This window comes from Kitasatospora sp. NPDC101108, from assembly GCF_055584725.1.
In genome coordinates this window covers 19,959-46,935 of sequence record NZ_JBVJLM010000024.1, presented here as the reverse complement: position 1 = coordinate 46,935, position 26,977 = coordinate 19,959, and the positions used below count along the sequence as shown (strand labels likewise).

20 protein-coding genes are annotated in these 26,977 nt (G+C 74.5%); 11 read left to right on the top strand and 9 right to left on the bottom strand.

Annotated features, from left to right (window positions below; translation table 11 throughout):
- Window positions 1-40 precede the first annotated feature (40 nt).
- Window positions 41-1,000, bottom strand: coding sequence for a helix-turn-helix transcriptional regulator (locus tag ACZ6Z8_RS33260; RefSeq protein WP_465613756.1), 960 nt, complete (start codon window positions 998-1,000; stop codon window positions 41-43).
- A gap of 148 nt (window positions 1,001-1,148) precedes the next feature.
- On the opposite strand from ACZ6Z8_RS33260, the gene ACZ6Z8_RS33255 reads away from it, so the two are divergent.
- Entirely contained in the window at window positions 1,149-1,973 is an 825-nt protein-coding gene (locus tag ACZ6Z8_RS33255) for a TIGR03084 family metal-binding protein (protein ID WP_465613755.1), read from the top strand.
- A 214-nt stretch (window positions 1,974-2,187) separates the two neighbouring features.
- On the opposite strand, the gene ACZ6Z8_RS33250 is transcribed toward ACZ6Z8_RS33255, so the two are convergent.
- The 3 genes from ACZ6Z8_RS33250 to ACZ6Z8_RS33240 form a co-directional block, all read right to left on the bottom strand.
- Entirely contained in the window at window positions 2,188-5,520 is a 3,333-nt protein-coding gene (locus ACZ6Z8_RS33250) for an error-prone DNA polymerase (protein ID WP_465613754.1), read from the bottom strand.
- 63 nt (window positions 5,521-5,583) lie between these two features.
- Window positions 5,584-7,356: a DNA polymerase Y family protein gene (locus ACZ6Z8_RS33245; RefSeq protein WP_465613753.1), complete on the bottom strand. Its 1,773-nt coding sequence runs from the start codon at window positions 7,354-7,356 to the stop codon at window positions 5,584-5,586.
- Between the two features lies 1 nt (window position 7,357).
- Window positions 7,358-8,116, bottom strand: a complete 759-nt coding sequence (locus ACZ6Z8_RS33240; RefSeq protein WP_465613752.1) for a hypothetical protein — start codon at window positions 8,114-8,116, stop codon at window positions 7,358-7,360.
- Between the two features lie 413 nt (window positions 8,117-8,529).
- Between ACZ6Z8_RS33240 and ACZ6Z8_RS33235 the strand changes: the two genes are divergently transcribed.
- The 4 genes from ACZ6Z8_RS33235 (at window position 8,530) to ACZ6Z8_RS33220 (ending at window position 12,020) form a co-directional block, all read left to right on the top strand.
- Window positions 8,530-9,126, top strand: coding sequence for a DinB family protein (locus ACZ6Z8_RS33235; RefSeq protein ID WP_465613751.1), 597 nt, complete (start codon window positions 8,530-8,532; stop codon window positions 9,124-9,126).
- Between the two features lie 385 nt (window positions 9,127-9,511).
- Window positions 9,512-10,177: a hypothetical protein gene (locus tag ACZ6Z8_RS33230; protein ID WP_465613814.1), complete on the top strand. Its 666-nt coding sequence runs from the start codon at window positions 9,512-9,514 to the stop codon at window positions 10,175-10,177.
- 210 nt (window positions 10,178-10,387) lie between these two features.
- Window positions 10,388-11,524, top strand: a complete 1,137-nt coding sequence (locus ACZ6Z8_RS33225; RefSeq protein WP_465613750.1) for an SUKH-4 family immunity protein — start codon at window positions 10,388-10,390, stop codon at window positions 11,522-11,524.
- 112 nt (window positions 11,525-11,636) lie between these two features.
- Entirely contained in the window at window positions 11,637-12,020 is a 384-nt protein-coding gene (locus ACZ6Z8_RS33220) for a hypothetical protein (RefSeq protein WP_465613749.1), read from the top strand.
- Here the strand turns inward: ACZ6Z8_RS33220 and ACZ6Z8_RS33215 are convergent.
- The gene (locus tag ACZ6Z8_RS33215) at window positions 11,935-13,377 is read right to left on the bottom strand and encodes an MFS transporter (protein WP_465613748.1); all 1,443 of its coding nucleotides are present in this window, start codon (window positions 13,375-13,377) and stop codon (window positions 11,935-11,937) included. The genes ACZ6Z8_RS33220 and ACZ6Z8_RS33215 overlap by 86 nt on opposite strands.
- Before the next feature lie 28 nt (window positions 13,378-13,405).
- Window positions 13,406-14,407 (bottom strand): DMT family transporter, encoded by a 1,002-nt coding sequence (locus ACZ6Z8_RS33210; RefSeq protein ID WP_465613813.1) that lies wholly within the window; start codon window positions 14,405-14,407, stop codon window positions 13,406-13,408.
- A 143-nt stretch (window positions 14,408-14,550) separates the two neighbouring features.
- Here ACZ6Z8_RS33210 and ACZ6Z8_RS33205 point away from each other — a divergent pair, with 143 nt between their 5' ends.
- Together ACZ6Z8_RS33205 and ACZ6Z8_RS33200 are read left to right on the top strand one after the other, a co-directional pair.
- Window positions 14,551-15,516, top strand: coding sequence for a LysR substrate-binding domain-containing protein (locus tag ACZ6Z8_RS33205; protein ID WP_465613812.1), 966 nt, complete (start codon window positions 14,551-14,553; stop codon window positions 15,514-15,516).
- Window positions 15,517-15,673: 157 nt separating this feature from the next.
- On the top strand, window positions 15,674-16,435 hold the full coding sequence (locus tag ACZ6Z8_RS33200) for a MerR family transcriptional regulator (RefSeq protein WP_465613747.1): 762 nt from the start codon (window positions 15,674-15,676) through the stop codon (window positions 16,433-16,435).
- A 304-nt stretch (window positions 16,436-16,739) separates the two neighbouring features.
- Here the strand turns inward: ACZ6Z8_RS33200 and ACZ6Z8_RS33195 are convergent, their stop codons facing one another.
- Together ACZ6Z8_RS33195 and ACZ6Z8_RS33190 are read right to left on the bottom strand one after the other, a co-directional pair.
- Window positions 16,740-19,130, bottom strand: a complete 2,391-nt coding sequence (locus ACZ6Z8_RS33195; protein ID WP_465613746.1) for an FtsX-like permease family protein — start codon at window positions 19,128-19,130, stop codon at window positions 16,740-16,742.
- On the bottom strand, window positions 19,127-19,852 hold the full coding sequence (locus ACZ6Z8_RS33190) for an ABC transporter ATP-binding protein (protein WP_465613745.1): 726 nt from the start codon (window positions 19,850-19,852) through the stop codon (window positions 19,127-19,129). The genes ACZ6Z8_RS33195 and ACZ6Z8_RS33190 overlap by 4 nt, the downstream gene beginning before the upstream one ends.
- Before the next feature lie 269 nt (window positions 19,853-20,121).
- On the opposite strand from ACZ6Z8_RS33190, the gene ACZ6Z8_RS33185 reads away from it, so the two are divergent.
- The 4 genes from ACZ6Z8_RS33185 to ACZ6Z8_RS33170 all read left to right on the top strand — a co-directional run bounded on the left by ACZ6Z8_RS33185 (window position 20,122) and on the right by ACZ6Z8_RS33170 (window position 24,720).
- Window positions 20,122-21,576: a sensor histidine kinase gene (locus tag ACZ6Z8_RS33185; RefSeq protein WP_465613744.1), complete on the top strand. Its 1,455-nt coding sequence runs from the start codon at window positions 20,122-20,124 to the stop codon at window positions 21,574-21,576.
- Entirely contained in the window at window positions 21,528-22,175 is a 648-nt protein-coding gene (locus ACZ6Z8_RS33180; RefSeq protein ID WP_380416412.1) for a response regulator, read from the top strand. Before ACZ6Z8_RS33185 ends, ACZ6Z8_RS33180 begins: the two co-directional genes overlap by 49 nt.
- A gap of 400 nt (window positions 22,176-22,575) precedes the next feature.
- Window positions 22,576-23,622: an isopenicillin N synthase family dioxygenase gene (locus tag ACZ6Z8_RS33175; protein WP_465613743.1), complete on the top strand. Its 1,047-nt coding sequence runs from the start codon at window positions 22,576-22,578 to the stop codon at window positions 23,620-23,622.
- Window positions 23,623-23,919: 297 nt separating this feature from the next.
- The gene (locus ACZ6Z8_RS33170; protein ID WP_465613742.1) at window positions 23,920-24,720 is read left to right on the top strand and encodes a MerR family transcriptional regulator; all 801 of its coding nucleotides are present in this window, start codon (window positions 23,920-23,922) and stop codon (window positions 24,718-24,720) included.
- 18 nt (window positions 24,721-24,738) lie between these two features.
- Here ACZ6Z8_RS33170 and ACZ6Z8_RS33165 read toward each other — a convergent pair whose 3' ends face one another.
- A complete protein-coding gene (locus ACZ6Z8_RS33165) occupies window positions 24,739-26,946 on the bottom strand; it encodes a 3-hydroxyacyl-CoA dehydrogenase NAD-binding domain-containing protein (RefSeq protein ID WP_465613741.1) in 2,208 nt (735 codons plus the stop codon).
- Window positions 26,947-26,977 lie beyond the last annotated feature (31 nt).

The following is a 26,977-nucleotide window of genomic DNA, read 5'->3' as shown; positions in this document are numbered from 1 at the left end:
CAGGTGGCGGCATGTGTCGGGCCGAGGGAGACGTCCGGCCTCAGCGCGTCCGGACCGGTCCGGGCGGCCGGGAGGCCGGGTCCAGCAGGCCGAACTCGCGGGCGGAGATCGCGAGTTCGGTGCGGTTTCGGACACCGAGCTTGTGCATCGCGGACTTGAGGTAGCCGGTCACGGTGTTGCAGGTGAGGCCCAGGTGGGCGGCGATCTCCGGGTTGGTGCGGCCGGTCGCCGCCCAGCGCAGCACCTCGTGCTCGCGCGGGGTCAACGGCCTCGCGGGGACGACCGGTCGGGGCTTCTCGCCGCTCCAGGCCGCGGCCCCGGCGAGTGCCCGGGTGGCCGCCGCCGCCAGCTTGCCGACGGCGGAGATCCGGACGTCGCCGAACGGCACGACGGTGCGCAGCGAGGCGTAGACCACGCCGTGCACCGTACCGCCGTGCAGCAGCGGGACGGTGAGCATCGCGTACAGGTCCTCGGCGGTGACGGCGTCGTCGTAGTGGTGCGAAATCGTCGTCGCCGCACGGTAGTCGGACACCCAGGTGGGCGCGCGCTCGGCCAGCGCCCGGCCGCCGAGGCCCAGTCCGGACGGGACGGCGACGTCGTGCAGCAGATCGGCCCGGGTGCCCGCCCAGTGGCGCAGCACCATACCGCCGTCGTTCCGGCCGCGGGCCGCGCCGCCGGGCAGCGGCTCGGGCACGCCGACCAGGCCGACATCGGCGCCGCACTCGGCCACCACCCGGCGGGCGAGGTCGCCGAGCACGGCGTCCCGGACCAGCTCGGCGGCGCGCGCGGCGAGTTCGGGGTCCTCGGCCTGCGTGGCGGGTTCGGGGACCTCGGCGCGCGCGGCGGCGAGCGTGTCCGGACGCGCGGCGCGGTTGTCCGGGCGCGCGGCGCGGGTGTCCGGACGCGCGACGCGGGTGTCCGGACGCGCGACGCGGGTGTCCGGACGCGCGACGCCGTCGACGGGTCGCGCAGCGGTGAGGGTGTCCGCAGCCCTGGTCATCGCGGAATTGTCACACGCGGTGGGTCCGGTGGCGAGAGGCCTGACGTGCGTGTTTCGTGGAGTGGCGGGCACCGGTGCCGGGCTCGGCGTAGGGTGCGGCGGCGGACTGCCGGCGGGTGGCAACCGCTCTCGACCGGAGGGACAGCCGATGACCGACCCGAACCCCGCGGGCGACGTCCTGCACGGCCTGCTGGCCGACCTGCGGGCCGAGAGCGCCGTCCTGGACGAGCTGGTGGCCGCCCTGCCGGCCGACGGCTGGGCCGGGCCCACCCCGGCCGAGGGCTGGACGGTCGCCCACCAGATCGCCCACCTGGCCTGGACCGACCACTGGACGGCGCTGGCCGCCCGCGACCCGGAGGGCTTCACCGCGGCGCTCGGCGGCGACTTCACCGCCCTGCTGGCCGCCGGGGCCGACCCGGTCGAGGAGGGCGCCCGGAAGGGTGCGGCCGCCGCCCCCGCCGCCCTGCTCGACCGCTGGCGCACCGGCCGGGCCGAGGTGCAGGCCGCGCTGGCCGCCGCCCCCGCGGACGTCCGGCTGCCCTGGTTCGGCCCACCGATGAAGCCCGCCTCGATGGCGACCGCCCGGCTGATGGAGACCTGGGCGCACGGCCAGGACGTCGCGGACGCGCTCGGCGTGACCCGGGAGCCCACCGCCCGGCTGCGCCACATCGCCCACCTGGGCCTGCGCACCCTCGGCTTCGCCTTCGCGGCCCACGGTCTGCCCGCGCCGGAACACCCGGTGCGGCTCGAACTGACCGCCCCCGACGGCGGCACCTGGGCCTTCGGCCCGGCCGACGCGGCGGACCTGGTGACCGGCCCGGCCCTGGACTTCTGCCTGCTGGTGACCCAGCGCCGCCACCGCGACGACCTGGCCCTCACCGCCACCGGCCCGGTCGCCACCGCCTGGCTGCCGATCGCCCAGGCCTTCGCCGGGCCCCCCGGCAAGGGTCGGGCGGCAGCCTCCGGCGCCTGAACGGCCCGGGGCCGGGCCGTGCACAGGGGTGGTCACGCTGTTCTCCGAACCGATCCGAACGGAACCGACCCGAACGGAACCGAACCGAACCGCGACCGCTACCACGCGCGGCACGACCGGAAGTCCGGTGATGCCATGCGCATCCCGGATCCGTTCGACTTCGAACTGGACCTGAGCGGCCTCGTGCGCTCCCCCGACTGAACGGCGCCGCCGCTCACAGGCCGATCCGCAGGGGAGTGAGCCGGGTGGCGACCAGATTGGTGGCGCCGCGGTCGCGCTCGACGTGGCCGTGGACCAACAGGCCCGCCCGGTCCAGGGCGGTGCGGCGCTGGGACTCCCAGACCGGGCGGTTGCAGATCACGTTGATCAGGCCGGTCTCGTCCTCCAGGCTGAGGAAGAGCACCCCGCCGGCCGTCGGCGGCCGCTGCCGGTGGGTGACCAGGCCGCCGACCACCACCGCCGTTCCCGGTGGTACGTCCGGGAGTTGGTCGGCGCGGAGCGCGCCGCCGCGGTCCAGGTGGGCCCGCAGGTGCTGGAGCGGGTGGCTGGTGGCGGAGGTGCCGGTGGCCCACAGGTCGGCGATGGTCTCCTCGACCGGGCTCATGCCGGGCAGGTCGGGCGCCTCGGTGCCGGGGGTGGTGCCGGGGAGCAGCTCGGCCGAGATCCCGGCGAACGCCCCCGCCGCCCACAGTGCCTGACGTCGCGTCAGCCCGAAGCAGTCGAAGGCGCCGGCCGTCGCCAGCGCCTCCAGGGCGGGTGCGGGCAGGCCGGTGCGACGGGCGAAGTCCTCCAGGTCGGCGTACGGCTGTCCGGCCGCGATCGCCTCGGCCTGCAGGGTGCCGATGCCGCGCACCGTCTCCAGGCCGAGCCGGATGGCGGGTTGCGGGCGGCCGGCGGTCAGCGGCGGCGCGGGGGTCGGGCCCCGGTACGGTTCCAGGGTGGGGCGCGGGCCGCTGGCGTTGACGTCCACCCCGCGCACCCGGACGCCGTGCCGCCGCGCGTCCGCGACCAGGCTGAGCGGCGAGTAGAAGCCCATCGGCTGGTTGGCCAGCAGGGCGCAGGTGAAGGCCGCCGGGAAGTGGTACTTGAGCCAGGCACTGGCGTACACCAGGTAGGCGAAGCTGATCGCGTGGCTCTCCGGGAAGCCGTAGTTGGAGAAGGCCTCGATCTTGCCGTAGACGTCCTCGGCCACCTCGGGCGGGATGCCGCGCTCGGCCATCCCGGTGAGCAGCCGGTCGCGCAGCCGGGCGACCCGCTCGTGCGAGCGCTTGGCGCCCATCGCCTGGCGCAGCCGGTCGGCCTCGGACGGGGTGAACCCGGCGCAGTCGATGGCGAGTTGCATCATCTGCTCCTGGAACAACGGCACCCCGAGGGTCTTGCCGAGGGCGTTCTCCATCAGCGGGTGGGGGCAGCCGGGCGGCTCCACCCCGGCGCGGCGGCGCAGGTACGGGTGGACGGAGCCGCCCTGGATCGGGCCGGGCCGGATCAGCGCGACCTCGACCACCAGGTCGTAGAAGTGGTCGGGCTTGAGCCGGGGCAGGGTCGCCATCTGCGCCCGGGACTCGACCTGGAACACCCCGACGGTGTCGGCCCGGCGCAGCATCGCGTACACGCCCTTGTCGTCGTCCGGGATGGTGGCCAGGTCGTAGCGCAGGCCGTGGTGTTCGGCGATCAGGTCACAGGCGTCGTGCAACGCGGCGAGCATGCCGAGGCCCAGCAGGTCGATCTTCACCAGTCCGGCACCGGCGATCGACTCCTTGTCCCACTGCAGCACGGAACGCCCGGGCATCCGGGCCCACTCGGTCGGGCAGATCTCCCCGATCGGCTCCTTGGTGAGCACCATGCCGCCCGAGTGGATGCCCAGGTGGCGTGGCAGGCCGTGGAGTTGGGTGGCGAGCGAGAGCACGTCGGCGGGGATGACGGCGTCCGCGCCGGGGGCGGAGCGGAAGTCGGTCTGCCGGCTGAAGGCGTCCACCTGGCCCTGCGGGTAGCCGAGCACCCGGGCGGCGTCGCGGATCGCCAATCGGGGCCGGTAGGTGATCACGTTGGCGACCTGGGCGGCGTGCTCGCGCCCGTAGCGGCGGTAGACGTACTGGATGACCTCCTCGCGGCGGCGGTTCTCGATGTCCAGGTCGATGTCGGGCGGCCCGTCCCGGGCGGTGGAGAGGAAGCGTTCGAACAGCAGCTTGTAGTGGATCGGGTCGACGGCGGTGATCCCGAGGGCGTAGCAGACCGCCGAGTTGGCGGCCGAGCCGCGGCCCTGACACCAGATGTCCTGGCTCCGGCAGAAGTCCACGATGTCGTGCACGATCAGGAAGTAGCCGGCCAGGTCGAGATCCTCGATCACGTCCAGTTCCTTGCCGAGCTGGCGACGGGCGGCGGCGTTGCCGGGGCCGAAGCGGGCCGGGCCGCCGGCCGCGACCAGGGCGCGCAGGTGGCCGATCTCGGTCTCGCCCTCGGGGACGGGGTAGCCGGGCAGTTCCGGGTCCAGCTTGGCGAAGTCGAAGGCGCAGGCCCGGCCGAGTTCGGCGGTGGCCCGCTGCACGCCGGGGAAGCGGGCCAGTCGGGCGGCCATCTCGCGGCCCGAGCGCAGGTGCGCGGTGCCGGCCGCCCGCGTCCAGCCGACCGCCTCCTGGAGGGTGCGGCGCTCGTGCAGGGCGGCCAGGCTCTGCGCGAGGCGGCCCTGGGCGGGGCCGGCGTGGTGGGCGTTGGTGGAGGCGACGACGGGCAGCCGCAGTTCGGCGGCGAGCGCGGCGAGGGCGTCGTTGCGGCGGTCGTCGCCGGGCAGCCACTGGTCGATCAGCTCGACGTGGACGTTCTCGGGGCCGAACGCCTCGGTGAGGGCGCGCAGTCGCCGCCGCGCCTCGTCCCGGTCGGGCAGCGCGGCCGGGACCCGGCCGAGCCGACAGCCGGTGAGCACCGCCCAGTGGCCGTCGTGCGCCCCGGCGAGCTCGGCGAGGTCGTACGCCGGGCGGCCCTTGGCACCGCCGGCCAGTTGGGCGGCGGCGATCGCGGCGGAGAGACGGCGGTAGCCGGCCGGGTCGCGGGCGAGGATCAGCAGGTGTTCGGTGTCGTGTCCGGCGTCGCGTCCGGTGCCGTGTCCGGTGGCGCGTTCGATGCCGTGTCCGGTGTCGTGTCCGGTGGCGCGTCCGGTGCCGCCTGCGCGGCTGATCGTCAGTTCGGCGCCGAACGCGGTGGCCACGCCCGTCCCCCGGGCGGCACTGGCGAGCCGCACGGCGCCGTACAGGCCGTCGTGGTCGGTGATCGCCAGGGTCTCCACGCCCAGCCGGGCCGCCTCGGCCACCAGGTCCTCCGGGTCGCTGGCGCCGTCCAGGAAGCTGAAGGCGGAGTGGACGTGCAGTTCGGCCCAGGGTTCGGCGTCCTCGGCCCTGGCGGCGGGGAATTCCTCGCCGGCTGGGGGTTCCTCGACCGCTGAGGGTTTCTCGGCGGGGCGGCGCAGCGGGACGACCGTGCGGTCCGGCGCGGCGCCGGTCATCCGGCGGTGCAGCTCGTTCCAGGGGATGGTGGGGTGGCTGGTGAAGCCCATCGGGGGTTGCCTTCGTCGTTCTCGTGCTCGTCCTGCTCCCCCCTGCCACGGGTTCCCGGGCCGCTAGTCGTAGCCGGCCTCCAGGTACCACGCACCCCCCTCCACGGTGAGCAGCAGCGCCCGGCCGCCGTCCACCACCATCTGGAACCGCGCCCGGCGGCGGGCGAGCGACTGGTCCCACCAGTACTCGACCGCCGGCCAGGGCCCCGTCCAGCCCGCCACCCGTTCCTCCCGGCCCCGGACCACGACCAGGGCCGGCCGGGCCGACACCCCCGCCCGGCCGTCCACCGTGACCGGCCGCCCGCCCTCGTCCAGCACCCGTACGGGCGCCGGCTCGCGCAGCACCACGGCCGGCCAGAGGTCCGCCGACCGCTCCGCGAGCCGCCCCGGCCAGGGCGCGTCGGCCGGGGCCGCCGCCTCGTACGGCTCGCCCCACGGCACCCTGACCTGCTGCTCCCCCGGGCCGCGCCCGCCGGCCGGCTCGATCCGGCGCAGCCCGGCGTGTCCGAGCACCGCCTGCACCCGGGCCACCGCGCGCTCCACCCGGTCGTCGGCGACGGCCTGGCCCCACAGGGCGAGCTGGCGGCCCTGGTCCGGGGAGAGGCCGTCGGGGGCGAGGCGGAGCAGGGTGAAGCCCGCTTGATCGGCCTGGCCGGGGCGGTCGCGCTGGTCGGGACGGTCGCTTTGGACACCACGGGTGCCCTGGTCGGGGCGGTCGCCCGTGAAGGTGCCCATGCCCTGCCAGGCCTGGAGTTGCCAGCGCACCCGCTCGGCCAGCGCCGTCGCGGACAGCCGGCCCTCGTGCCGCCACAGCCGCGACGCCGTCCGACCGTCCGCGCAGGCCACCTCGACGGCCACCCGGCGGCAGGTCAGCCCGGCCCCGGCCAGCCGCTGGTGCAGCTGCTCGGCCAGCGTGCGGGCGACGAACACCAGCGGCTCGGTCAGCGGCTCCGGCGGGTCGAAGCGCTGCTCGACGGCGAGGTCCGGCTCCTCGTCGCGGGGTACCAGCGGGCGCGGCTGCAGGCCCCGGGCCAACCGGTGCGCGACCGTCCCGGACGGGCCGAAGCGGTCCGCGACGGCCTCGGACGGCAGCGCGGCGAACGCCCCGACGGTGGGCAGGCCGAGCCGCCCGAGCAGTTCCGCCAACGCCTCGTCGCCCAGCGCACCCACCGGGTACGGGGCGAGGAACTCCGCCGTACGGCCGGCGGGGACCAGCACCCCGGCGCGGGCGGCGAGGACGGCGGCGAACAGGCCGTCGGCCACGCCGATCTGGGCGTGGGGCACGGTTCGGGGTGGTGTCGGTGCGGTTTCGGAGTCGGGTTCGGAGTCGGGTGCAGGTTCGGCTTCGGGTGCGGGTTCGGCTTCGGGGTGGTTCGCGGGTTCGGTCCCGGGCACCGTCACCGCGCCGGGGACGGCGTCCGGGACGGGCGGCCGTTCGAGGGCCTCCGTCACCGCCGCGCCGACCAGGGCCGCCAGCGCCTCCTCGCCGCCGAAGTAGCGGCCCGGGCCCTTCACCGGAATGGCGCACAGGCCCGGGCGGACCACCTCCACCCGGGGCGTGAACGCCTCCACCGCCGCGACCACCGGTTCGAAGCGGCGGGCCTCGGCCTCCGGGTCACGGTCGCGCAGCTCCAGCTCCGGGCAGAGCCGCTGGGCCAGCTTGAGCCGCTGCCCCTGCCGCACCCCGGCCGCCCGGGCGCCCGCCGAGCAGGCGAGGATCCGCCCGCCCTCGGTCACCGCCACCGGGTCGTCGCCGGTGACGGCCACCACCGGCCAGTCCGGGCACCAGACCACCAGCACCCGGGGGGTTCTTTCACTGCCGGGCATCGTCGACATGTCACACCACCGCCGCCACGAGCGGTTCCGCCGGCTCCGCCACGGGCTGCGGCTGCTCCCGGACCGGGCGCACCGCGCCGTGCTCGTCCGGCAGCCAGAGCCGGGCCGTCCGACCGCGCACCGCCGACCCGCGCCCCTCGGCCACCACCTCCACCTGCCGCCCGGCGAGCTGCCCGTGGCCGTCCCCCAGCCCGAACCATCGCCCGGACCGCACTCCCAGACGCAGCACCGCGCCCGGCCACGGGCCGGCCACCAGCAGCACGCAGCCGCTGCGCCGCAGCACGGCGGCCAGCCGGGTGGCCAGCTTCGGGGGCACCGGCCCGTCCGGGCGCAGCATGATCAGTTCGACCGCCCCGGCCAGCACCGACACCACCTCGGGCCAGTGCGGGCCCGGGTCGTCCGCGACCAGCAGGCGGCGCAGGTCCAGCCCGTACCCCTCGGCGGCGGCGAGCCCCAGGTCCGGCAGACCGACCGCCGCCGCCCAGCCGCCCTCGGTCTCCCGCACCCCGGCGGCCAGGGCCAGCAGCAGTCCGGCGTCCCCGCCCGCCACCGACACCGCCGTCCCCCGCCGCAGTCCGCCGTCCGGCAGCACCTCCCGCAGCGCGGGTGCCACCGGTACCAGCCCACGCCCCGGCGCCGCCTGCCCGTCCTCGGGCCCGGTGGCCGTCAGCGGCCCGGCAGCCGTCAGCGCCACCGGCCGCAGCGCGGGGCGTTCGGGCTGCTCGGCGGCAGATTCGAAAACAGATTCGAAAACGGGCACAACCCCAGGATCGAACATCCGTTCGTAAAGATTCAAGTCCGCCAGAGCACCCCGACCCGTCACGCTCCGTGTCGGATGCGGCGAGCGCAAGGCGGCGGATCGCCACCTTCGGCATCGACGCTCAGGTGCGGTTCGCCTCGGCGGCCGACCGGACGGCCTTCGCCGAGGAGCCCGCCCGGACCGTGCCACCCTGGTCAGCCGCTACCACGGCGAGCCCGCCTCCGGGGGCGCAGCCACCCCGTGGCCGTCGGACTGCACCAGGCCCCCGCGCCACCCCACCCCGGCACCGAACCGAGAGCCGGGGCCGAACCAGGAGCCGGGGGCCCACGCGTGGGTGTGGGCCCGTCCTTCGACGACTGACCATCAGGTGAGAAACCGGTGGACAGGCCCCCCGCGGTCAACAGACTGATCCCATGACGGTGAACGATGACAAGGACGACCTGCGGATCTACGTCCAGGATGCCCGCGACGCCCTGCTGTGGAAGCTGGACGGCCTCTCCGAGTACGACCTCCGGCGGCCACTCACCCCCACCGGAACCAACCTGCTGGGGTTGGTCAAGCACGTCACCGGGGCCGAAGCGCTCTACCTCGGCGAGACCTTCGGACGCCCCTTCCCCCTCCCCGAAGCGACCCCGCTGTGGATCGTCGGCACCGCCGAACCGAACGCGGACCTGTGGGCCCGGGCGGACGAGGGCACCAAGGAGATCCTCGACCGCTACCGCCGGGTCTGGGCGCACTCGGACGCCACCATCGCGGAGCTACCGCTGGACGCGATCGGCCAACTCCCCTTCGGCAACCGCCCGAAGCAGACCCTGCACCGGGTGCTCGTCCACGTCATCGCCGAGACCCACCGGCATGTCGGCCACGCCGACCTGGTCCGCGAGCTCATCGACGGCGCCACCGGCCAGCGCTCCGACGGTCCCAACACTGCCCCCGGCGACGCCGACTGGTGGCAGGCCCACCACGACCGTGTGGAACAGGCCGCCCGCCAGGCCGCCGGGCTCGCCTGAGTCCCGGACCCCCTACGGAGGTTCTTCGAGTATGGAGCAAGGAGCCGGAACGGCCGTCCGGTGCGGGGACTGCGGGGGCGTCGCCGTTCGGAGCTTCGGCCAGTTCCTGTACCTCGGCCGGGAGTTGTACTGGGACGCCGAGCTGCACTGCCCGTCCTGCGACCTGTACATGTGCGAGCACTCGGGCCCCGGGCCGATGCCCGAGGACCTCCGCACGGCGCTCCTGGCCACCCACGGGCCGGCCCGGCTGCGGCTCTCCGGGCCCCTCGGCGATCCGGTGGCGGCACTGCGGGCACTGCGGGAGGGAGCCGGGACTCCACTCGGCCGGACGCGCGAACTGCTCAACGAGCTACAAGAGTTCGGGTGGAACGGGACGGCCGTCGAGATGGCGCGGTGGCAGGTGCGGCTGGGCGAGCGGGGTGTCACGACGGAGTTCCAGAACGGCTTCGGGCGGGCCTACCGCTACGTGGGACCGCCGGAGCTGCGGGAGTTGGCGACGGGCGGCGGGCAGGCCGGCCAACCCGTCCGGACAGAGGGCGAGTTCGCCGCCTGGGTGGGCACCCGCCCGGCGGCGGAGCTCGCGGAGCCGTTCACCTTCGTGGTCGACCTGGGTGGAGCCCTGCGACTCGCACCGCGCCGTAGTGAGCACGTGGCCTGCGCGGATGGGGAGTTGGTGCTGAGCGCGGGCGAGATCGGGTTCCGGCGGTCGGACGGAGGCGGAGCCGACGGCGCGGGCGGCGCGGGCGGCGCGGGCGGCGCGGGCGGCGCGGGCGGCGCGGGCGGCGCGGGCGGCGCGGACTGGGAGGTCGGGACGGTCAGCAACCTCTCCACCGGCTACTGCCCGGACGTCGTCTCCTGGCCCGCCGTCGCCGCTGCCCTCGACCGGATCGGACTGCCGCATCCGGGCGGCTTCACCCAGGCCGTGGTGTTCCGCCGCTGCCCGGACTGCGGGCAGTGCGGCATCGTCCGGGAGGAGCACTACGTCTGCGTGTTCTGCGACGCGGACCTGCCGGAGCGGTGGAACGTGGACGAGGGGTGCTGCTTGCCGTAGCAGCGGTTCGCCGAAGGGGCGGTTTGCCGGAGCGGCGGTTCGCCGCAGGGGCGGTTCGCCGGAGCGGCGGTTCGCCGCAGGGGCGGTTCGCCGTAGCGGCCGTCGGCAGGGGCCGACCGAACCCGCCGTGGCAGTGTCGGGTCGGCCCGCTAGGGTCGGGTGGGTCAGGGGGCGGAACGGGGAAGGGTGGGGCACGTGGGGTGTGTGCGGGTGTCCGGGGTGCCGGGCGGGGTGGTGCACGAGGGGAGCCGGGAGTTCCTGGTGCGGGAGGGGCTGCCCGAGGCCGGGGCGTTCCTGGACTTCGGGGCGCTCGACGGCGGGCCGCTGAGGGCCGTCCCGACCGCCGGGGCGGACCGGCTGTTCGTCCTCGGGGAGACGGACTACTGCACCCCCTTCGCCGCCTTCGGCGACCTGGTGCTGCTGGACGGGACCACCGGCGAGGTGTACCTGGGCAACGGCGGCCAACGGCGGGACCGGCTGGCCTCCGACCTGGCCGCGCTGGCCGCACTGGTGCGGGAGATCGAGGCGGTGGGCGAGGCGGCCCGACGGCCGGAGGCACTGGACGGGCGGCGCGGGCCCGCCGTGGTGGCCGAGGTGACGGCCGGGGCCGAGCGGCGGCTGCGGGAGATCGACCCCCGGCTGTTCGACGGCGAGACCCCGCCCGCACACTGGGGGACGGCGCTGCTGGTGCGGGCACTGGGCTGGGGTGCGCTGCCCGGCGAGCCGGACGGCCCCGCGTACGAGGTCGGCCCGGAGCTGGTGGCCGAGCTGGCGACGCTCACCGACGAGGACGGCGGCGCGGGCCTGGTGCACCGGTTCCGGCCGGAGGGGCTGCCCGCCGCCCTGGTGCACGAGCCGACCCGGCGGCTGCTCACCGAGGTCGGGCTGCCGCTCGGCGGGGCGATGTTCGGGGCGTGCGCGGAGCCGCTGGTCACCATGGCGCAGGCGTACCCCGAGTACTTCGACGGCGAGGAGGAGCGCCCGTACCAGCGGGACTTCCTCGCCCTCGGGGACTGGCCGACCGACCTCACGATCGCCCTGGACGGCGCCACCGGCCGGCTCGAACTGCCGGACTGGTACGACGACGGCCAGCCCGAGGCCTACCTCAACCGCGACCTGTCCGCCCTGCTCTACGCGCTGTGGACGTACGAACGGCTGCGCGCCGAGTGGGAGCGCTGGGAGCACGACCGGAGCCGGGACACCTGGGCGGTGTTCGATCCGCAGTCGCTGCTGAGCACCGTGGTGGACCGGCTGGTCGAGGGCGTCGACCCGGAGGCCTTCGCCTCGCCCGGCCGCTCCTGGCGGCTGCTCGCCGAGGACGGGCACCTGGGCGGACTGCTCGGGTGAGCCGCTGAGTCCCTGAGGCACTGGGCCGCTGAGCTCCTGCGCCGGCGAGCCGCTGAGCTGCCGAGCTGCGGGATGCGGCCCGACCGGGGGCTTGCGCCGGTACGCTGCCCCGGTGACGAACATCCGTACGGCGGCGACCGGGCGAAGACGGACGGTGCTCCTCGGCATCAGCGCCGCACTGTCCCTCGCCTCGGCGGGCGCGCTGTACGCCCTGCTGTACGTACGGTCGCTGGACTACGGTGACCGCTGCGAGCGCGGCCTGGTCTCGGGCGGTGGCCGACTGCTGGAGACGGGCGCGTCCTGGCTGCCGCCGGACGCCTGGTGCCGGTTCGAGCACCGGAGCCTGTCCACCACGCCGTTCTGGGCGCTGCTGCTGTTCTACGTGCTGCTGACCGGGGTGGTCTGGACGGTCACCTCGCTGATGCGCGCCCTTCGTCCGCGCCCGACCCCGGGACCGGACTGGCAACCGGGGCACGGCGCCGGTCCGGGCTGGTAGCAGCCGCTTCCGTACCCGTCGGCGGTTCGGGCGGTCGGCGGCGGCGGCTGCGCAGCGGGGACAGGTAGACCGGCAGGAAGGCGGTCGCGAGCACCGCCCCGCCGAGCCAGAGCGTGGTGTGCGGCCCGAGGAGTTCGCCGAGCAGCCCGGAGATCGCGGAGCCGACCGCGAGCGCGCCGAAGAGCAGGAACCGGAAGGTGGCGTTCATCCGGCCGAGCAGCGGGTCCGGGGTCATCCGCTGGCGCAGGCTCACCCCGAGCACGTTGTCCATGCCGGTCTTCAGCGAGACCAGGAGCCAGCCCGCCCCGGCCAGGAGCAGCCACGGCCCGCCGCCGATCAACGGCACCAGCAGGCCGGCGGGCGCCAGGCACAGGCCCGCCAGCGCGAGGGTGCGGCCGTCGCCGAACCGGGCGGAGACCGGGCGGGCGCAGCGCGAGCCCAACAGGATGCCGACCCCGCCGGCCGCCCAGAACAGGCCCAACGCGCCTGCGGGAAGGTGCAGTTCCCGCACGAAGAGGACCGGGAGGAGCGTGTTGACCAGCTGCGATCCGAGGTTGTTGAGGGAGGCGGTGACGGCCAGCGCGCGCAGCTCCGGGGCGCCGAGGACGTGCCGCAGGCCCTCGGCGATCTGTCCGCCGAGGCCGGTGGCGGGGCCTGCGGCGGGGGGCGTTGGGGTGGGCGTCGCGGGGGTCGTGGGGATCGTGAGGGCGGGGATCGGGGTCGCGGGGGTTGGGGTCGCGGGGGTTGGGGTCGCGAGTGTTGGGATCGCGGGGCCGGGGGTGCGGCGCAGCGCGGTCAGTCGTAGCGCCGAGCCGAGGTGGCTGAGTGCGGTCACGGCGATCGCCAATGGCGCGGTGAGCAGTTGGACCAGCATCCCGCCCGCACCGCGTCCGGCGACGTTGCCGATCGCCATCAGGCCCACCACGGCGGCGTTCGCGTCCACCAGGTGCTTTCGGCCGACCAGCCCGGGCAGCACGCTCTGCGCACCGACGTCGAAGAACACCGTGGCGCCGCCGGTGAGCAGCGCGACCGCGTACAGCTGCCCGAGACTGAGCCCGCCGAGCCACCAGGCGAGCGGGACGGAGGCGTAGAGCGCGGCCTTCACCAGGTCCGCGACGACCATGACCCGGCGCTGGCGCATCCGGTCGACCCAGGCGCCTGCGGGCAGACCGATGAGCAGGAAGGCGAGGGTGCTGAGGGTGGCGAGCAGGCCGGCCTGTCCGGGGCCGGCGTCGAGCGCGGTGACGGCCACCAGGGGGACCGCGACGTAGCCGACGTTGGTGCCGAGTTGGGTGAGGGCGGTCGCGGCGAAGAGGACGCGGAAGTCGGGGATCCGCCAGAGGGAGTCGGGGCGCATGGTCCGTTTCAGTCGGTTTCAGTCGGTTTCAGTCGGTGAGCAGCGGAACGACGGTGCGGGGCTTCGGCCGGTGCTTCACCAGGAACACACCGGCCAGGACGACGGCCGTGCCGGCGACCGCCCGTACGGTCAGCTGCTCGCCGAGGAGCAGGGCGCCCAGCGCGGTGGAGACGACGGGCAGCAGGTAGCCGACGGTCGCGGCGCTGGTGGGACCCTCGGTGGCGATCAGGCGGTAGTTGAGGTGGAAGGTGAGCCCGGTACAGGCGACGCCGAGGACGGTGACGGCGGCCAGGCCGAGCGGATCGGCGCCGCCGAAGCCGCTGAACGGATTCAGCGGACCGCCTACCGGCAGGGCGATCGCGCTCAGTCCGGCGGCGGCGGTGAGCTGGGCGGCGGAGAGGGCGAGCGGGGCGGTACCCGTTCCGGCGAACGCCCGGGCCATGTAGGCGAAGGCGACCGCGTAGCTCGCGGCCGCACCCAGCAGGGCGAGCGCCCCGGGGGCACTGATGCCGCCGCTCTCGCGCCAGGGAGCGAGGATCAGCAGCACTCCGGCGAAGCCGAGCAGCAGGCCGGTGAGGCACCGTGAGGTGCGGGGATCACGGGGGCCGTGGGGGTCGGTGCTGGTCGATGGGTCGGTGCTGGTCGATGGGCGGTTGCTGGTCGCCCGGTCGGCGCCGGCGGCGCGGCCGGTGGTGATGGTTCGGTCGGTGCCGAGGACGAGGCCGATCAGCAACGACCAGAGTGGGGTGGTTGCATGCAGGACCCCGGCCGTACCGGAGCCGACGCTGCGTTCGCCGTACGCGGTGAGCAGGAACGGCAGGGCGTTGCAGAAGAACGCGGCCACGGCGAGCCGCCGCCAGAGGACGGCACCGCGCGGGAGGCGCTGCCGGGCGGAGCGGGCGAGCAGCAGCAGGACGGCGGCGCCGAGCGCGGCGCGCAGCACGGTGATCTGCACCGGGGTGAACCCGTGTTGCAGCGCGACCCTGATCCAGAGGAAGCCCGAGCCCCAGAACAGGGCGAGGACGGCCATCCGCAGCACGAGGTGCCTTCCGATAGGTGGTGGAGGAGGTTTCGGACGACGATCAGGCGGAGGGACCAAGTAGCACAAGCGAAAAGTTCTTCAGGATGCTTAAGCTGAGCTGCATGAATGCCGCCCCGCTCGACGTCCGCCGGATGCAGGTGCTGCGAGCCGTGGTCGACCACGGCTCGGTGAGCGCTGCCGCCGCCGCGCTCGGCTACACCCCGTCCGCCGTCAGCCAGCAGGTGACCACGCTGGAACGGGAGACGGGGACTGCCCTGCTGGAGCGGATCGGGCGGGGCGTACGGCCGACCGCAGCCGGGCTGCTGCTCGCCGGGCACGCGGCGGCCATCGACCGGCGGGTCGCGGAGGCGGGTGCGGCTCTGGCCGACCTGCGAGCCGGACGCAGCGGCAGCCTGACCGTCCGCTACTTCGCCACGGCCGGGGCCACCCTGGTGGCCCCGGCCGTCGCCGCCTTCCGCCGGAAGCACCCGGGCGTGCGGCTCGACCTGGGCCTGACCGAACCGACGGACCAGCTCACCGAGGTGCGGGACGGCCGGGCCGACCTGGCCGTGGTCTTCTGGTCCGGCGAGGCCCCGGCCGGCCTGCGGCTGGTGCACCTGCACGACGATCCGTACCGCGCCGTACTGCCCCGGGGACACCGGCTGGCCGCGCGGCGTGTCCTGGACCTGGCCGAGTTGGCCGAGGAGCCATGGGTGGGCGCCGAACCGCCCGGGCCCTGCCGGAGCCTCGTGCACGACGCCTGCGATGCGGCCGGGTTCCGCCCGGTGGTCGCGGTGGACGGCGCGGACTACCTGACCGCGCAGGGCTTCGTCGCGGCGGGGCTGGGGGTGTCGCTGCTCCCCGAGCTGGGCCTGACCCAGCGACACCCCGGCGTCACCGTGCACCGGGTGCGCGGACCGGAACCGGTCCGAGCGCTGCACGCCGCGGTGCGGGAGGGGGCCTGGGGGCAACCGGCGCTCGGGGCCATGGTGGAGGCGCTGCGCTCGGCGGCCGGCGGTGGGGGCCGCGCTGGGGCCGGAAGCCGCGCCGGGGCCGGGAGCCGGGCTGGGGTCGAGGGCCGGGCTGGGGCGGGGGGCAGCAGGGGGTCGGCGCCGTGACCGGCCCGGCGCTGCGGTGGGCTTGAAGTTGCCGCAGCGGCAGCTCCTACGGTCGTGACCAGGGCCGGAGGAACCGGCCCCGGTCCGAGCGAACGTGCACGTCGACGGACGTGGAATCGAGCGCCTGGAAGCGCAGGACCCGAGTGAGGAGACGGCAATGGCCTGGTCGATCGCGGAGGTCGCCCGGATGTCGGGCGTGACCGCCCGAACCCTGCGGCACTACGACGAGATCGGGCTGCTGCCTCCCGCCTGGATCGGCTCCAACGGCCACCGTTACTACGAGGAACGGCAGTTGCTGCAGCTGCAGCAGGTCCTCGTCCTGCGGGCACTGGGCGTGGGGCTGGCCGAGATCGCCCGGATCATCGGCGACCAGGTGGACGAACTGGAGTCCCTGCGGGGCCACCACCGTCGGCTGGTCGCCGAGCGCGACCGGCTCGACGCCTTGGCCACCACCGTCTCGCGCACGATCGCCGACCTGGAACGCTCCCGGAAGGACGGCACACCCATGACCAGCATCAACCGACCCGAGAACCTCTTCGAGGGGATCCAGCCCGCCGATGTCGACGCCAGCCTGCGCGACTTCCCCGAGCACCGCGAGGCGGCCCGGCACGCGACCGCCGCGATGACCCCGGCCGAGATCGAGGCCGGCCAGCGCGAGCGGACCGCGCGGATGGTCCACCTGGCGGAGCTGATGGCGGCCGGTCACCCGGCCGACGCCGAGCCCACTCAGCGCGTGATCGACGAGGAGTACCAGCTGCTCAGCGGGCTCCGAACGGTCCCGGTGACGGAGTACCTCGCCATCGCACGCTCGTGCACGGAGAACGAGCAGTGGAACGCGGCGTACGAGGCCATCACCCCGGGGCTGGCCGCCTACCAGCGCGCCGCCATGGAGGCGTACGCGGCGGCACGGCTCGCCTGAGCCGGCGGGACGGGGGCGCGGTCGGCGGCCGGTGAGGGCCGGGGCCAGGGACCCGGGGGACTGGCCCGGGAGGTGACTGGCCCGGGGGCACCGGGCCGGGGCCCGGGACCCGGGGGACTGGCCCCGGGCCACGGGTCCGGAGGCACGGGACCCGGGGCACCGGCCCGGTGGAAGCCGCCCGTCCTCTGTCCCGGCCACCCGGTGGTCAGCCCACCGGGTGACCGCCCCCAACTCCCCCGCCGTCGCCGCCGTCCCCCGGCCGTCCGTGCCGTCGCTGCCCCCACCGTCCCCGGCGCACCCGCCGTCACTCGGTCCGCAGGGCGGTGACCGTCCGGGTACGGGCGGCCCAGGTGGCCGGCAGCAGGGCTCCGGCCAGGGCCAGCACCAGGCCGCCGAGTATCAGCGGCCCCACCACCGATGGGGCGAACACGGTGAGGTCCGAGTCCGGCACATCGATCCCGGCGGCGCGGGCCATCGCGGGCATCACCAGGTGGTGCACCCCGACCCCGATCGGGACCCCGATCAGTCCGGCCAGCAGTCCGCTGCCGCAGACCGAGGTGAGCACCATGCCGATGGTCTGCCGGGGCGACATCCCGAGTGCCTTGAGCACCCCGAGGTCGTGCACCCGCTCCCGGGTGTCCAGCAGCACCGTGTTGAGCACCCCGAGCCCCGCCACCACGGAGAGCAGCAGAGTGAGCGTGCCGGCCAGCGTGTTCATCGCCAGCACCACGATGTTGATGTGGGCCTCCCCCGGATCGGCGCTCAGCCCCATCGGCGAGACGGCCGCGTCCAACCCGTCCGCGTAGGCCTTCACGTCGGTGCCCGGGGTCAGGTCGATGTGGAAGGTGATCGCCTCTGCGCGGATCGCGCCGCCGAGCAGCTCCAGTGTGGCCCGGTCCGTGAACACCACGTCCTGGGTGGTCAGGACCTCGCCGACGATCGTCACCGGGGTGTCGCGCCCGTGGTCGGTGAGGGTGACGGTGTCACCGACCTTCTTCTGGTCGGCCCGCAGGAAGGCCGCGCTGACCGCCACCTCGCCGGGGCCGCGGAACCAGCGGCCCGAGGCCAGTTGGAAGCCGCTCCAGGTGGCATCGCCCGCGAATGCCACCAGCTCGGAGCGTCCGGTGCTCCCGGCCACGGTGGCCGACACCGGCACACTGCTGTACCAGGCCTTGGTGCCGGGGCGGGACTCGATCGCCTTCGCCACGGCCGCCTCGTCCACGTGGTCGACGGGTTTGGCGCCGTCGAACGGGGCCTGGACCACGACCTTGCCCGCGCGGTCGGCCGTCAGCCCGTCCTGGAGGGAACTCAGGGAGAGCGTCAGACCGACGCACAGAGTGACCCCGACCGTACCGAGCACCACCGCGGCGGCGGTGGTGGCCGATCGACCCGGTCGGTTCAGCGGGGACGCAAGCCCGAGGCTGAGTGCGCGCGGCACCGGCAGTCGGCTGATCAGGTTCTGGGCCCGGGACAGCGGGCCCACCACTCCGGCCCGGTCAGCCGCTGCCCCGGCGGCCGCCCGCTTGGCGCCGGGCGCCGTCCGGCCGACCGCGAGCGCCTCCACCGTGCGCAGCCGTCCGGCCCGCAGCGCCGGCACCAGTGCCGTGCCGACCACGGCGCCCAGGGCCGCCACCGCGACCACCACGTCCACCCAGACCGGGATGCCGAGCAGACCGCCGCGCAGCGCCTTGTGGGCCATCCCGAGCACGGGTACGGACAGCAGGTTGCCCCCGAACACGCCCAGCGCGGTGCCGATCCCGGCGGGGATCAGCGCCTGGCCGACGTAGGCTCGCGCCACCTGGGCCGGCGTGAAGCCCAGGGACTTGAGGATGCCGATCCGCCGGGTGGCGGCGCTCACCGCGCCGCTGACCACGACGCCGATGATCAACACCGACATGGCCAGGCCGAGCACCCCGAAGGCGGTGACGAACGGGACGAAGGTCGAGGCCGTGCGGTTGGCCTCCTCCTGGGCGGGCCGGTAGGTGGTCGCCTTGGTGATCGCGCCGTTCGGCACCGCGGCGGCGATGGCCGCGTGGTCGGCCTCCATCTGGGCGTCGCTGCCGGCGTGGGCGAAACGGTAGAGGTACTGGGCGGCGGGCGTCGTGCCCGGCGCGGTCAGCCCGGCCACCTGCTCGGGGGCGACCCAGCCGTCCGCGCTCCAGGACACCGAGGCGGCCAGGCCGACCACCTTGAGCGTCGGGTGCCCGGGCAGGTCGGGGAGTTCCATACTGTCGCCGACGGCCAGCGGGGAGTGCCCGTCCAGGAACACCACCTCGCCGGGCCCCGCGATCCAGCGGCCCATGGTGATCCGCAGGTCGTCCATCGGGCCGTTCTGGGCGCGGCCGACCAGCGTCATCGACGGCAGCGGGCTGCCGGCCGGCGGGATCTCGGTGTCCGGGCCGGAGCGCGGCTGGACGGTCACGGCCGGGAGGGGGCCGGTCGAGGCCGTCACACCGGGCGCGTGCGCGGCCGCGGCGAGCTGGGCGGGGCTCGCCCTGGTCCGGTCGTACATCACATTGAGGTGCGCGCCGTGCTGGTCGGCGAAGGAGCGCTCGTACGGGCCCCGGGCGGCGACCAGCAGTCCGAGGGCGAGGATGCAGGCCGTCACCGACATCATCGTGGTGAGCACCATGACCAGGGTCTGGACCCGTTTGCGGCCGACGCCGGCCCGAACCACCTTGCTCATCGCGCTCATGCGCCCACCCCGCTCCGGCCCCCCGGCGCCGACACGGCCGCGGTGTCCCGGACCAGGCGGCCGTCGAGAAGTTCGATCGTCCGGTCGGCACAGGCGTCGGCGAGCGCGTTGTCATGGGTCACCAGCAGGATCGTCTGGCCCTCCGCGTTGAGCCCGCGGAGCAGGTCGCGGACGTCGGCGGCGGAGGCGGTGTCCAGCGCCCCGGTCGGCTCGTCGGCCAGCAGCAGCGGCGGGCGGTTCATCAGCGCCCGGGCCACCGCGACGCGCTGGCGTTCGCCACCGGAGAGCCGGCCCGGGAAGGCCTTGGCGTGCCGGGCCACCCCGAGCCGTTCCAGGAGTTCCCCGGCCCGGGCCCTGGCCTGTTCCCGCCGCATCCCGGCCAGTTGGGCCGGGAGCAGCACGTTGTCCTCCACGTTCAGGTCGTCCAGCAGGTTGAAGAACTGGAACACCATGCCGATCCTGGTCCGCCGGTACTCGGCCAGCGCGGCCTCGCCGAGTTCGTGGACGGCCACACCGTCCACCTCGACGCCGCCCTCGCTGGGGCGGTCGAGACCGGCGATCAGGTTCAGCAGGGTCGACTTGCCGCTGCCCGAGCGGCCGAGCACGGCCAGCGCCTCGCCGGCCCCCACCTCCAGGTCGAGCCCGGCCAGGGCGGGCCGGGCGCTGTCGGATCGGTCGTACGTCTTGCTGACGCCGCGGATCCTGATGATCGGCGCGTTCACGGGCCCTCCATGGTTCGGGGTCCGGTACCGGGGGACCCGGACCGGCTGACGGAACATCACGCTACGAATCCGCGGTCGGGTGCGGACAGCCGTCTGAGCGGCCTCCCGGGGGTGTATCCAGATACACCTCGAACTGGGTGTTCAGGCCTAGAGCATCGGGCTTCCGGGCGGGGCAGACTGACCCAGCGAAAGATCGGAACCGAGGCCCGCGGGGCTCCGGCGCCAAGGCTTCGGGCCCCCGGCGGGGCTCACGACGGAGGGGGTGCGGCATGAGGGCCGGATTGGTCGGCGAGGTGGCCCGGCGGGTGGGCCGGGCCTGTGTGGACGGCGTGCGCGCCTGGTACGTGGCGACGCTGGCCGTAACGGGGCTGATCTCGCTGCTGGCGGGGCCGATCCTGCTGGTCTCCGCGCTGTTCGGCCCCGCCGAGTCCCGGCCGTTCTCCTCACCCGGCGGGCCGCTGATCCTGCTCGTGGCGATGGCGCCGGTCGCCCTGTGGGCGCTCTGCTGGGCCACCGGGGGCGGCGGCCGGGCGGCCGGGGCCGTGCTGTTCGCCCCGGGCGCGCTCGCGGTGACGGCGGCCCACCTGTACGGCGGCGCCGCTCCCGGAAGCCGGTCCGTATCGCTCTGGCTGGCGCCCTCGCTGCTGGTGCTCGGACTGTTCGGCGCACGCTGGATCGCGACCGAGAGCCGGCGCGTCGTCGACCGGTGGAGCGGGCGGCCGGTCCCGGTGCCGTACCGCCGCCCGAGCGGCGATTCCGGCGCCTGGCAGCGGTTGCGGTCCGGCGGCTGGCTGACCGACCCGGCGACCTGGCGGGACCTCGCCTGGGCGTTCCTCACCGGCCTCGCCGTGCTGCTCACCGCCGCGGTCGTGCTGCTGACCCCGATCGCCCTGGAGATCTTCGGCCGGAACGGACTGCTGTTCCCGCTGGTCCTCGTCTACGGCGCGGGTGTCTGGGCGGCCCCGGTCGCCCTCCTGTGGGCCGCCCCGCCCGTCCTGCGGATCCACGAGAAGGCCGCCCGGTCCCTGCTCGGTCCCTCCCGGCGAGCCGAACTCGCCCGCCAGGTCAGCCACCTGGCGCGCACCAGGGCGGACACCATCGACGCCGGGGCGGCCGAGCTGCGCCGGATCGAGCGGGACCTCCACGACGGAGCGCAGGCCCGCTTGGTGGCGCTGGGCATGCTGCTGACCGTCGCCGAGCAGGTGAAGCACGACCCGGACGCCCTCGGGCCGCTGCTGGCCGAGGCCCGGACGTCCTCGGTGAAGGCGCTGGGCGAACTGCGGGACCTGGTCCGGGGCATCCACCCACCGGTGCTGGCCGACCGCGGCCTGGCCGACGCGATCGAGGCGACCGCGCTGGATCTGCCGCTGCCGGTCACCTTCACCGGTGGCCTGCCCGGCCGGGCCCCGGCACCGGTGGAGTCAGCCGCCTACTTCGCGGTGAGCGAACTGCTGGCCAACGTGGTGAAACACGCCGAGGCCTCGCACGTGTGGATCGAGATAGGGCACAGTGACGGGCTGCTGCGGATATCGGTCACCGACGACGGGCGCGGAGGCGCCGAACCGTCCCGGGGAACCGGCCTCAGCGGTACCGAACGCCGATTGGCCGCCTTCGACGGGGTGCTCGCGATCAGCAGTCCGTCCGGTGGTCCGACCATCGTGAACCTGGAGATCCCGTGCGCGTTGTCATCGCCGAAGACCTCTTCCTCCTCCGGGACGGGCTGACCCGGTTGTTGGAGGCCAACGGTATGAAGGTCACCGCGGCGGTCGAGAACGGCGAGCAGTTGCTCGCCGCCGTGGCCGCCGACCGGCCCGACATCGCTGTGGTCGACGTGCGGCTGCCGCCGACCTTCACGGACGAGGGGCTGCGGGCGGCACTGGCGGCCCGGAAGGCCCACCCCGGCCTGCCGGTGCTGGTGCTCTCGCAGTTCGTGGAGCAGCTGTACGCCCGCGAGCTGCTGGCCGGCAGTTCCGGCGGGATCGGCTACCTGCTCAAGGACCGTGTGCTGGACGGCGCGCAGTTCCTCGACGCCGTCCGGCGCGTCGCCCAGGGCGGTACCGCAATGGATCCGGAGGTGATCACCCGGCTGCTCACCCACAACTCCTCGGCCGGTCCGGTCTCCACCCTCTCCCCTCGGGAACGGCAGGTGCTGGGGCTGATGGCCGAGGGCCGCTCTAACGCGGCGATCGCCCAGCAGTTGGTGATCACCGAGCGGGCGGTCGCCAAGCACACCGCGTCGATCTTCGTCCGGCTCGACCTCCAGCCCTCCGATGACGACAACCGACGTGTCCTGGCCGTCCTGGCCTACCTCAACAACTCCTGAAGGCCCCGGACTCCTGAAGGCCCCCGAACAACTCCTGAAGTCTGGAACAGTCTCGACGCCCCTGGAAAGGAGCCGCCGATCACCAGCCACCACGCCATTGACAATCCACGAACAAGTGAGTGGTGACCCTCCGCGGTAGGGGGGCTCGCCCGCCACCGAACGGGTCATTTAGGCTGGTGGGGTGCTCATCCTTGTTCGCCGCCGTCACGTGGACCTGCTCCGCGTGACCAGCATGTCCTGTCGACGCTCCGGCTGAACCTCGCACCACCCACCCTCACGGCGGCCCCGAGCGGCCGCCACCACCTCCCGGCTACCGGAGCACCCGCCGCACCAGGCGCGGCTCCGGCCACCCCTGGTCGACCACCGGGACCAGCCGGGACGAGACCAGCGGATGTCACACATGACGCAGCAGTACACGCCCATATCCGGAACCGACGCCACCGCGGAGGCGCACCCCGAGGCCCTCCCGGTGATCGACCTCTCGCTCGCCGACGGCACCCCGGAGGACCGCCGCCGACTGCACGACGAGCTCCGCGCCGCGGCCACCGGCGTCGGCTTCTTCCAGCTCGTCGGCCACGGCGTCACCCCGGAGGAAACGGCCGCGCTCACCGGAGCCATGCGCGCCTTCTTCGCCCTCCCCGAGGCCGACCGGCTCGCCGTGAGCAACCTCAACTCCCCGCACTACCGCGGCTACACCCGTACCGGCGACGAGCGCACCGGCGGCAGCCAGGACTGGCGCGACCAGCTGGACATCGGCGCCGAGCTGCCCCCGCACGCCCCCGGCATCGGCGAGCCCCCGTACTGGTGGCTGGAGGGCCCGAACCAGTGGCCGGCCGCGCTCCCCGAGCTGCGCACCGCCGCGCTCGGCTGGATCGACCACCTCGGCGCGGTCGCCCGCCGCCTGCTGCACGAGCTCCTCGCCGCGATCGGCGCCCGCCCCGACTTCTACGACGACGCCTTCGCGGGCCACCCCCACCTGCGCCTCAAGCTGGTCCGCTACCCCGGCACCGCCCCGGACGGCGCGGGTCAGGGCGTCGGTGCCCACAAGGACTACGGCTTCATCACCCTGCTCCTCCAGGACACCGTCGGCGGCCTCCAGGTCGAGCGCCCGGACGGCACCTTCCTGGACGTGCCCCCGCTCGACGGCGCCTTCGTGGTCAACCTCGGCGAGTTGCTGGAGGTGGCCACGGACGGCTACCTCAAGGCCACCAGCCATCGGGTGGTCAGCCCGGCCGGAGCCCGTGAACGCTTCTCCGTCCCGTTCTTCTACAACCCGCGCCTCGACGCCCACATCAAGCCGCTCGACTTCCCCCTCGCCCACCACGCCCCCGGCGCCACCGCGGACCCGGCCAATCCGCTCTTCGCGGATTTCGGCTTCAACGAGTGGAAGGGCTACACCCGGGCCCACCCTGAAGTCACCCGCCGCCACCACGCCGCCCTCGCCTGACCCGCATCCCGTCCCCCATCCCCTGTCCCCCATCTCCCGGCCCCCGGTCTCTCGTCTCCCGTCGGAGCCTGACGGCCGACCACCGACGGCGAGGACCGGTAGCTCGGCAACCGAACCGGCACGCCCCCGCACACCGGGGCGCGTGCCGGTTCGCTCGTTCCAGCACCCCAACACCCCAGCACCTCAACCCCCCAGCCCCCCAGCACCCCAGCACCCCAGCACCCGATGGACCTGATCGCACCGCACTGTCACACTGCTGCTGTCACAGCAGGAATGTGCCAGCGCGGGAGGCAGCAGATGGGGGAGCACGGCGCCGGGGTGGGCGAGGTGCGGCTGACGGTGGACGAGTTGGCAGCGCGGGCCGGGGTGACGGTGCGGACAGTGCGCTTCTACGGCACCAAGGGCCTGCTGCCGCCGCCCGAGCTGGGCCCCCGACGGGTGGGCCTGTACGGCGCGGCGCACCTGGACCGGCTCGGGCTGATCGAGGAGCTGCAGCGGCAGGGGCTGACGCTGGCCGCGATCGAGCGGTACCTGGCGCGACTGCCGGAGGACAGCACACCGCTGGGCTTGGCGATCCACCGGGCACTGGTGGCGTCCTGGACGCCGGAGGCGCCCGAGGAGGTGGGCCGGGCCCAGTTGGAGCGGCGGGCCGGTCGGGGGCTGTCGGAGGAGCAGGTGGAACGCCTGGTCGCGATGGGTGCGCTGGAGCGGACGCCCGACCCCGAGGTGTTCCGCGCGGACCCGGGCCTGCTGCCGCTGGGCGTACGGATCCTGGACGTGCCGATCCCGTTGGAGACGCTGCTCGCCGCCCGGGCCGTGGTGCTGGAGCACAGCCGGGCCACGGCCCGGGAGTTGCAGCGGCTGTTCCGGGAGACGGTGTGGAAGCCGTACCGGGAGAGCGAGCCGGACCCGGCGGAGCTGGCCCGGATGAAGGAGCTGACCGACCACATCCAACCCATGGTGGCGCAGGCCCTGGTCACCGCGTTCCAGCGCTCCCTGCGGGACGAACTGGGCGAGGAACTGGGCGAGGAACTGGGTGAGGGACTGGGCAAGGAACTGGGTGAGGCCGTACCCCGCACGGCCTCGGCCTCACCCTGATCCACCCGCGGCCCCGGGTCAGTCGGTGAAGGTCCGCCCCTCCGCCGCGATCCGCTCCAGCAGCGCCGGCGGCGCGAACCGCTCGCCGTACGCGGCGGCGAGTTCGCGGGCGCGCGCCGCGAAGCCGGCCGGACCGCCCAGGTAGCCGTTGATGTACTGGAGGACGCCGCCCGTCCAGGCCGGGAAGCCGATGCCCAGGATCGAGCCGACGTTGGCGTCGGCGACCGAGGTCAGCACGCCCTCCTCCAGGCAGCGCACCGAGTCGAGCGCCTCGCTGAACAGCATCCGCTCCTTGAGGTCCTCGAACGGCACCTCGGCACCGGCACCGGCACCGGCACCGCCCGCGTCGCCGTCCCGCGAGAAGTGCTCCACCAGCCCCGGCCACAGCCGCCCGCGCTTGCCGTCCTCGCCGTACTCGTAGAAGCCCGCGCCGCCGCTGCGCCCGGGGCGGCCGAACTCGTCGACCATCCGGTCCACCACGGCGTCCGCCGGGTGCGGCGTCCAGGTGCCGCCGGCGGCCTCGACCGCGAGCCGGTACTCGTCGCGGATCTTGCGCGGCAGGGTGAGGGTGAGCTCGTCCATCAGCGAGAGCACCTTGGCGGGGTAGCCCGCCTGGGCGGCGGCCTGCTCGATCGAGGACGGGTGGATGCCCTCGCCGATCATGGCGACGCCCTCGTTGAGGAACTGGCCGATCACCCGCGAGGTGAAGAAGCCGCGCGAGTCGTTGACCACGATCGGCGTCCTGTCGATCTGCCGGACCAGGTCGAAGGCGCGGGCGAGCGCCTCGTCGCCGGTCTGCGGGCCGCGGATGATCTCCACCAGGCGCATCTTGTCGACCGGCGAGAAGAAGTGCAGGCCGATGAAGTCGCCGGTGCGCTCGACGCCTTCGGCGAGCACGCCGATCGGCAGGGTGGAGGTGTTGGAGCAGAGCAGCGCGTCGGGGGCGACCACGCCCTCGATCTCCTTGAACACCTTGTGCTTGAGCTCGGTGTTCTCGAAGACGGCCTCGATCACCGCGTCGCAGCCCGCCAGGTCGGCGGCCTCGGAGGTGGCGGTGATCCGGGCGAGCAGGGCGTCCCGCTCGGCCTCGGTGGAGCGGCCGCGCGCGATGGCCTTGTTCAACAGCCCCTCGGAGTAGGCCTTTCCGCGCTCGGCGGCCTCGACGCTGACGTCCTTGAGCACGACCTCGATGCCGGCCTTGGCGCAGGCGTAGGCGATCCCGGCGCCCATCATCCCGGCGCCGAGCACCGCGACCTTGCGGACCAGCCGCTTCTCGACGTCCTTGGGGCGCCCCGCACCGGAGTTGACCGCCTGCATGTCGAAGAACAGCGCCTGGATCATGTTCTTGCTGGTCTGCCCGCAGGCCAGCTCGGTGAAGTAGCGGGCCTCGATCACCATGGCGGTGTCGACGTCGACCTGGGCGCCTTCAACGGCGGCGGCGAGCACGTTACGCGGCGCCGGGTAGGGCGCGCCGTTCAGCTGCTTGCGCAGGTTCGCCGGGAAGGCGGGCAGGTTGGCGGCGAACGCGGGGGTGGCGGGGGTGCCGCCGGGGATCTTGTACCCCTTGACGTCCCAGGGCTGGACGGCGGTCGGGTTGGCCTCGATCCAGGCCTTCGCCCGGGCGGCCAACTCCTCCGGGCTGTCCACCAGTTCGTGCACCAGCCCGTTCTCCAGCGCCTGGGCGGGGCGGTACTGGCGGCCCTGCAGCAGGTACTTCAGCAGGGCGTCGGTGATGCCGAACAGCCGGACCGTGCGGACCACACCGCCGCCGCCCGGCAGCAGGCCGAGGGTGACCTCGGGCAGGCCGATCCGGCTGGCGGGGGTGTCCAGCGCGATCCGGTGGTGGCAGGCGAGGGCGATCTCCAGGCCGCCGCCGAGGGCACTGCCGTTGACGGCGGCGACGACCGGCTTGCCGAGGGTCTCCAGCTTGCGCAGCGAGCGCTTGATCCGCATGGACTTCTCGAAGACGGCCTCGGCGTCCTCGGGGCGGGCGGCGGAGAGCATCCGCAGGTCTCCCCCGGCGAAGAAGGTCTTCTTGCCGGAGGTGATCACGACCCCGCGCAGCGCGTCGGAGGAGGCGAGGCCGGCCAGTCGCTCGACCACGGCCTCGAAGTCGGCCGTGAAGGCCTCGTTCATGGTGTTGACGGACTGGGTGGGGTCGTCGAGGACGAGGGTGACCACGCCGTCCTGGTCCTGCTCCCAGCGGATGGTGGTGGTGTCGCTCATGAGTTCAAGGTCTCCAGGTCTACCGGGGAGG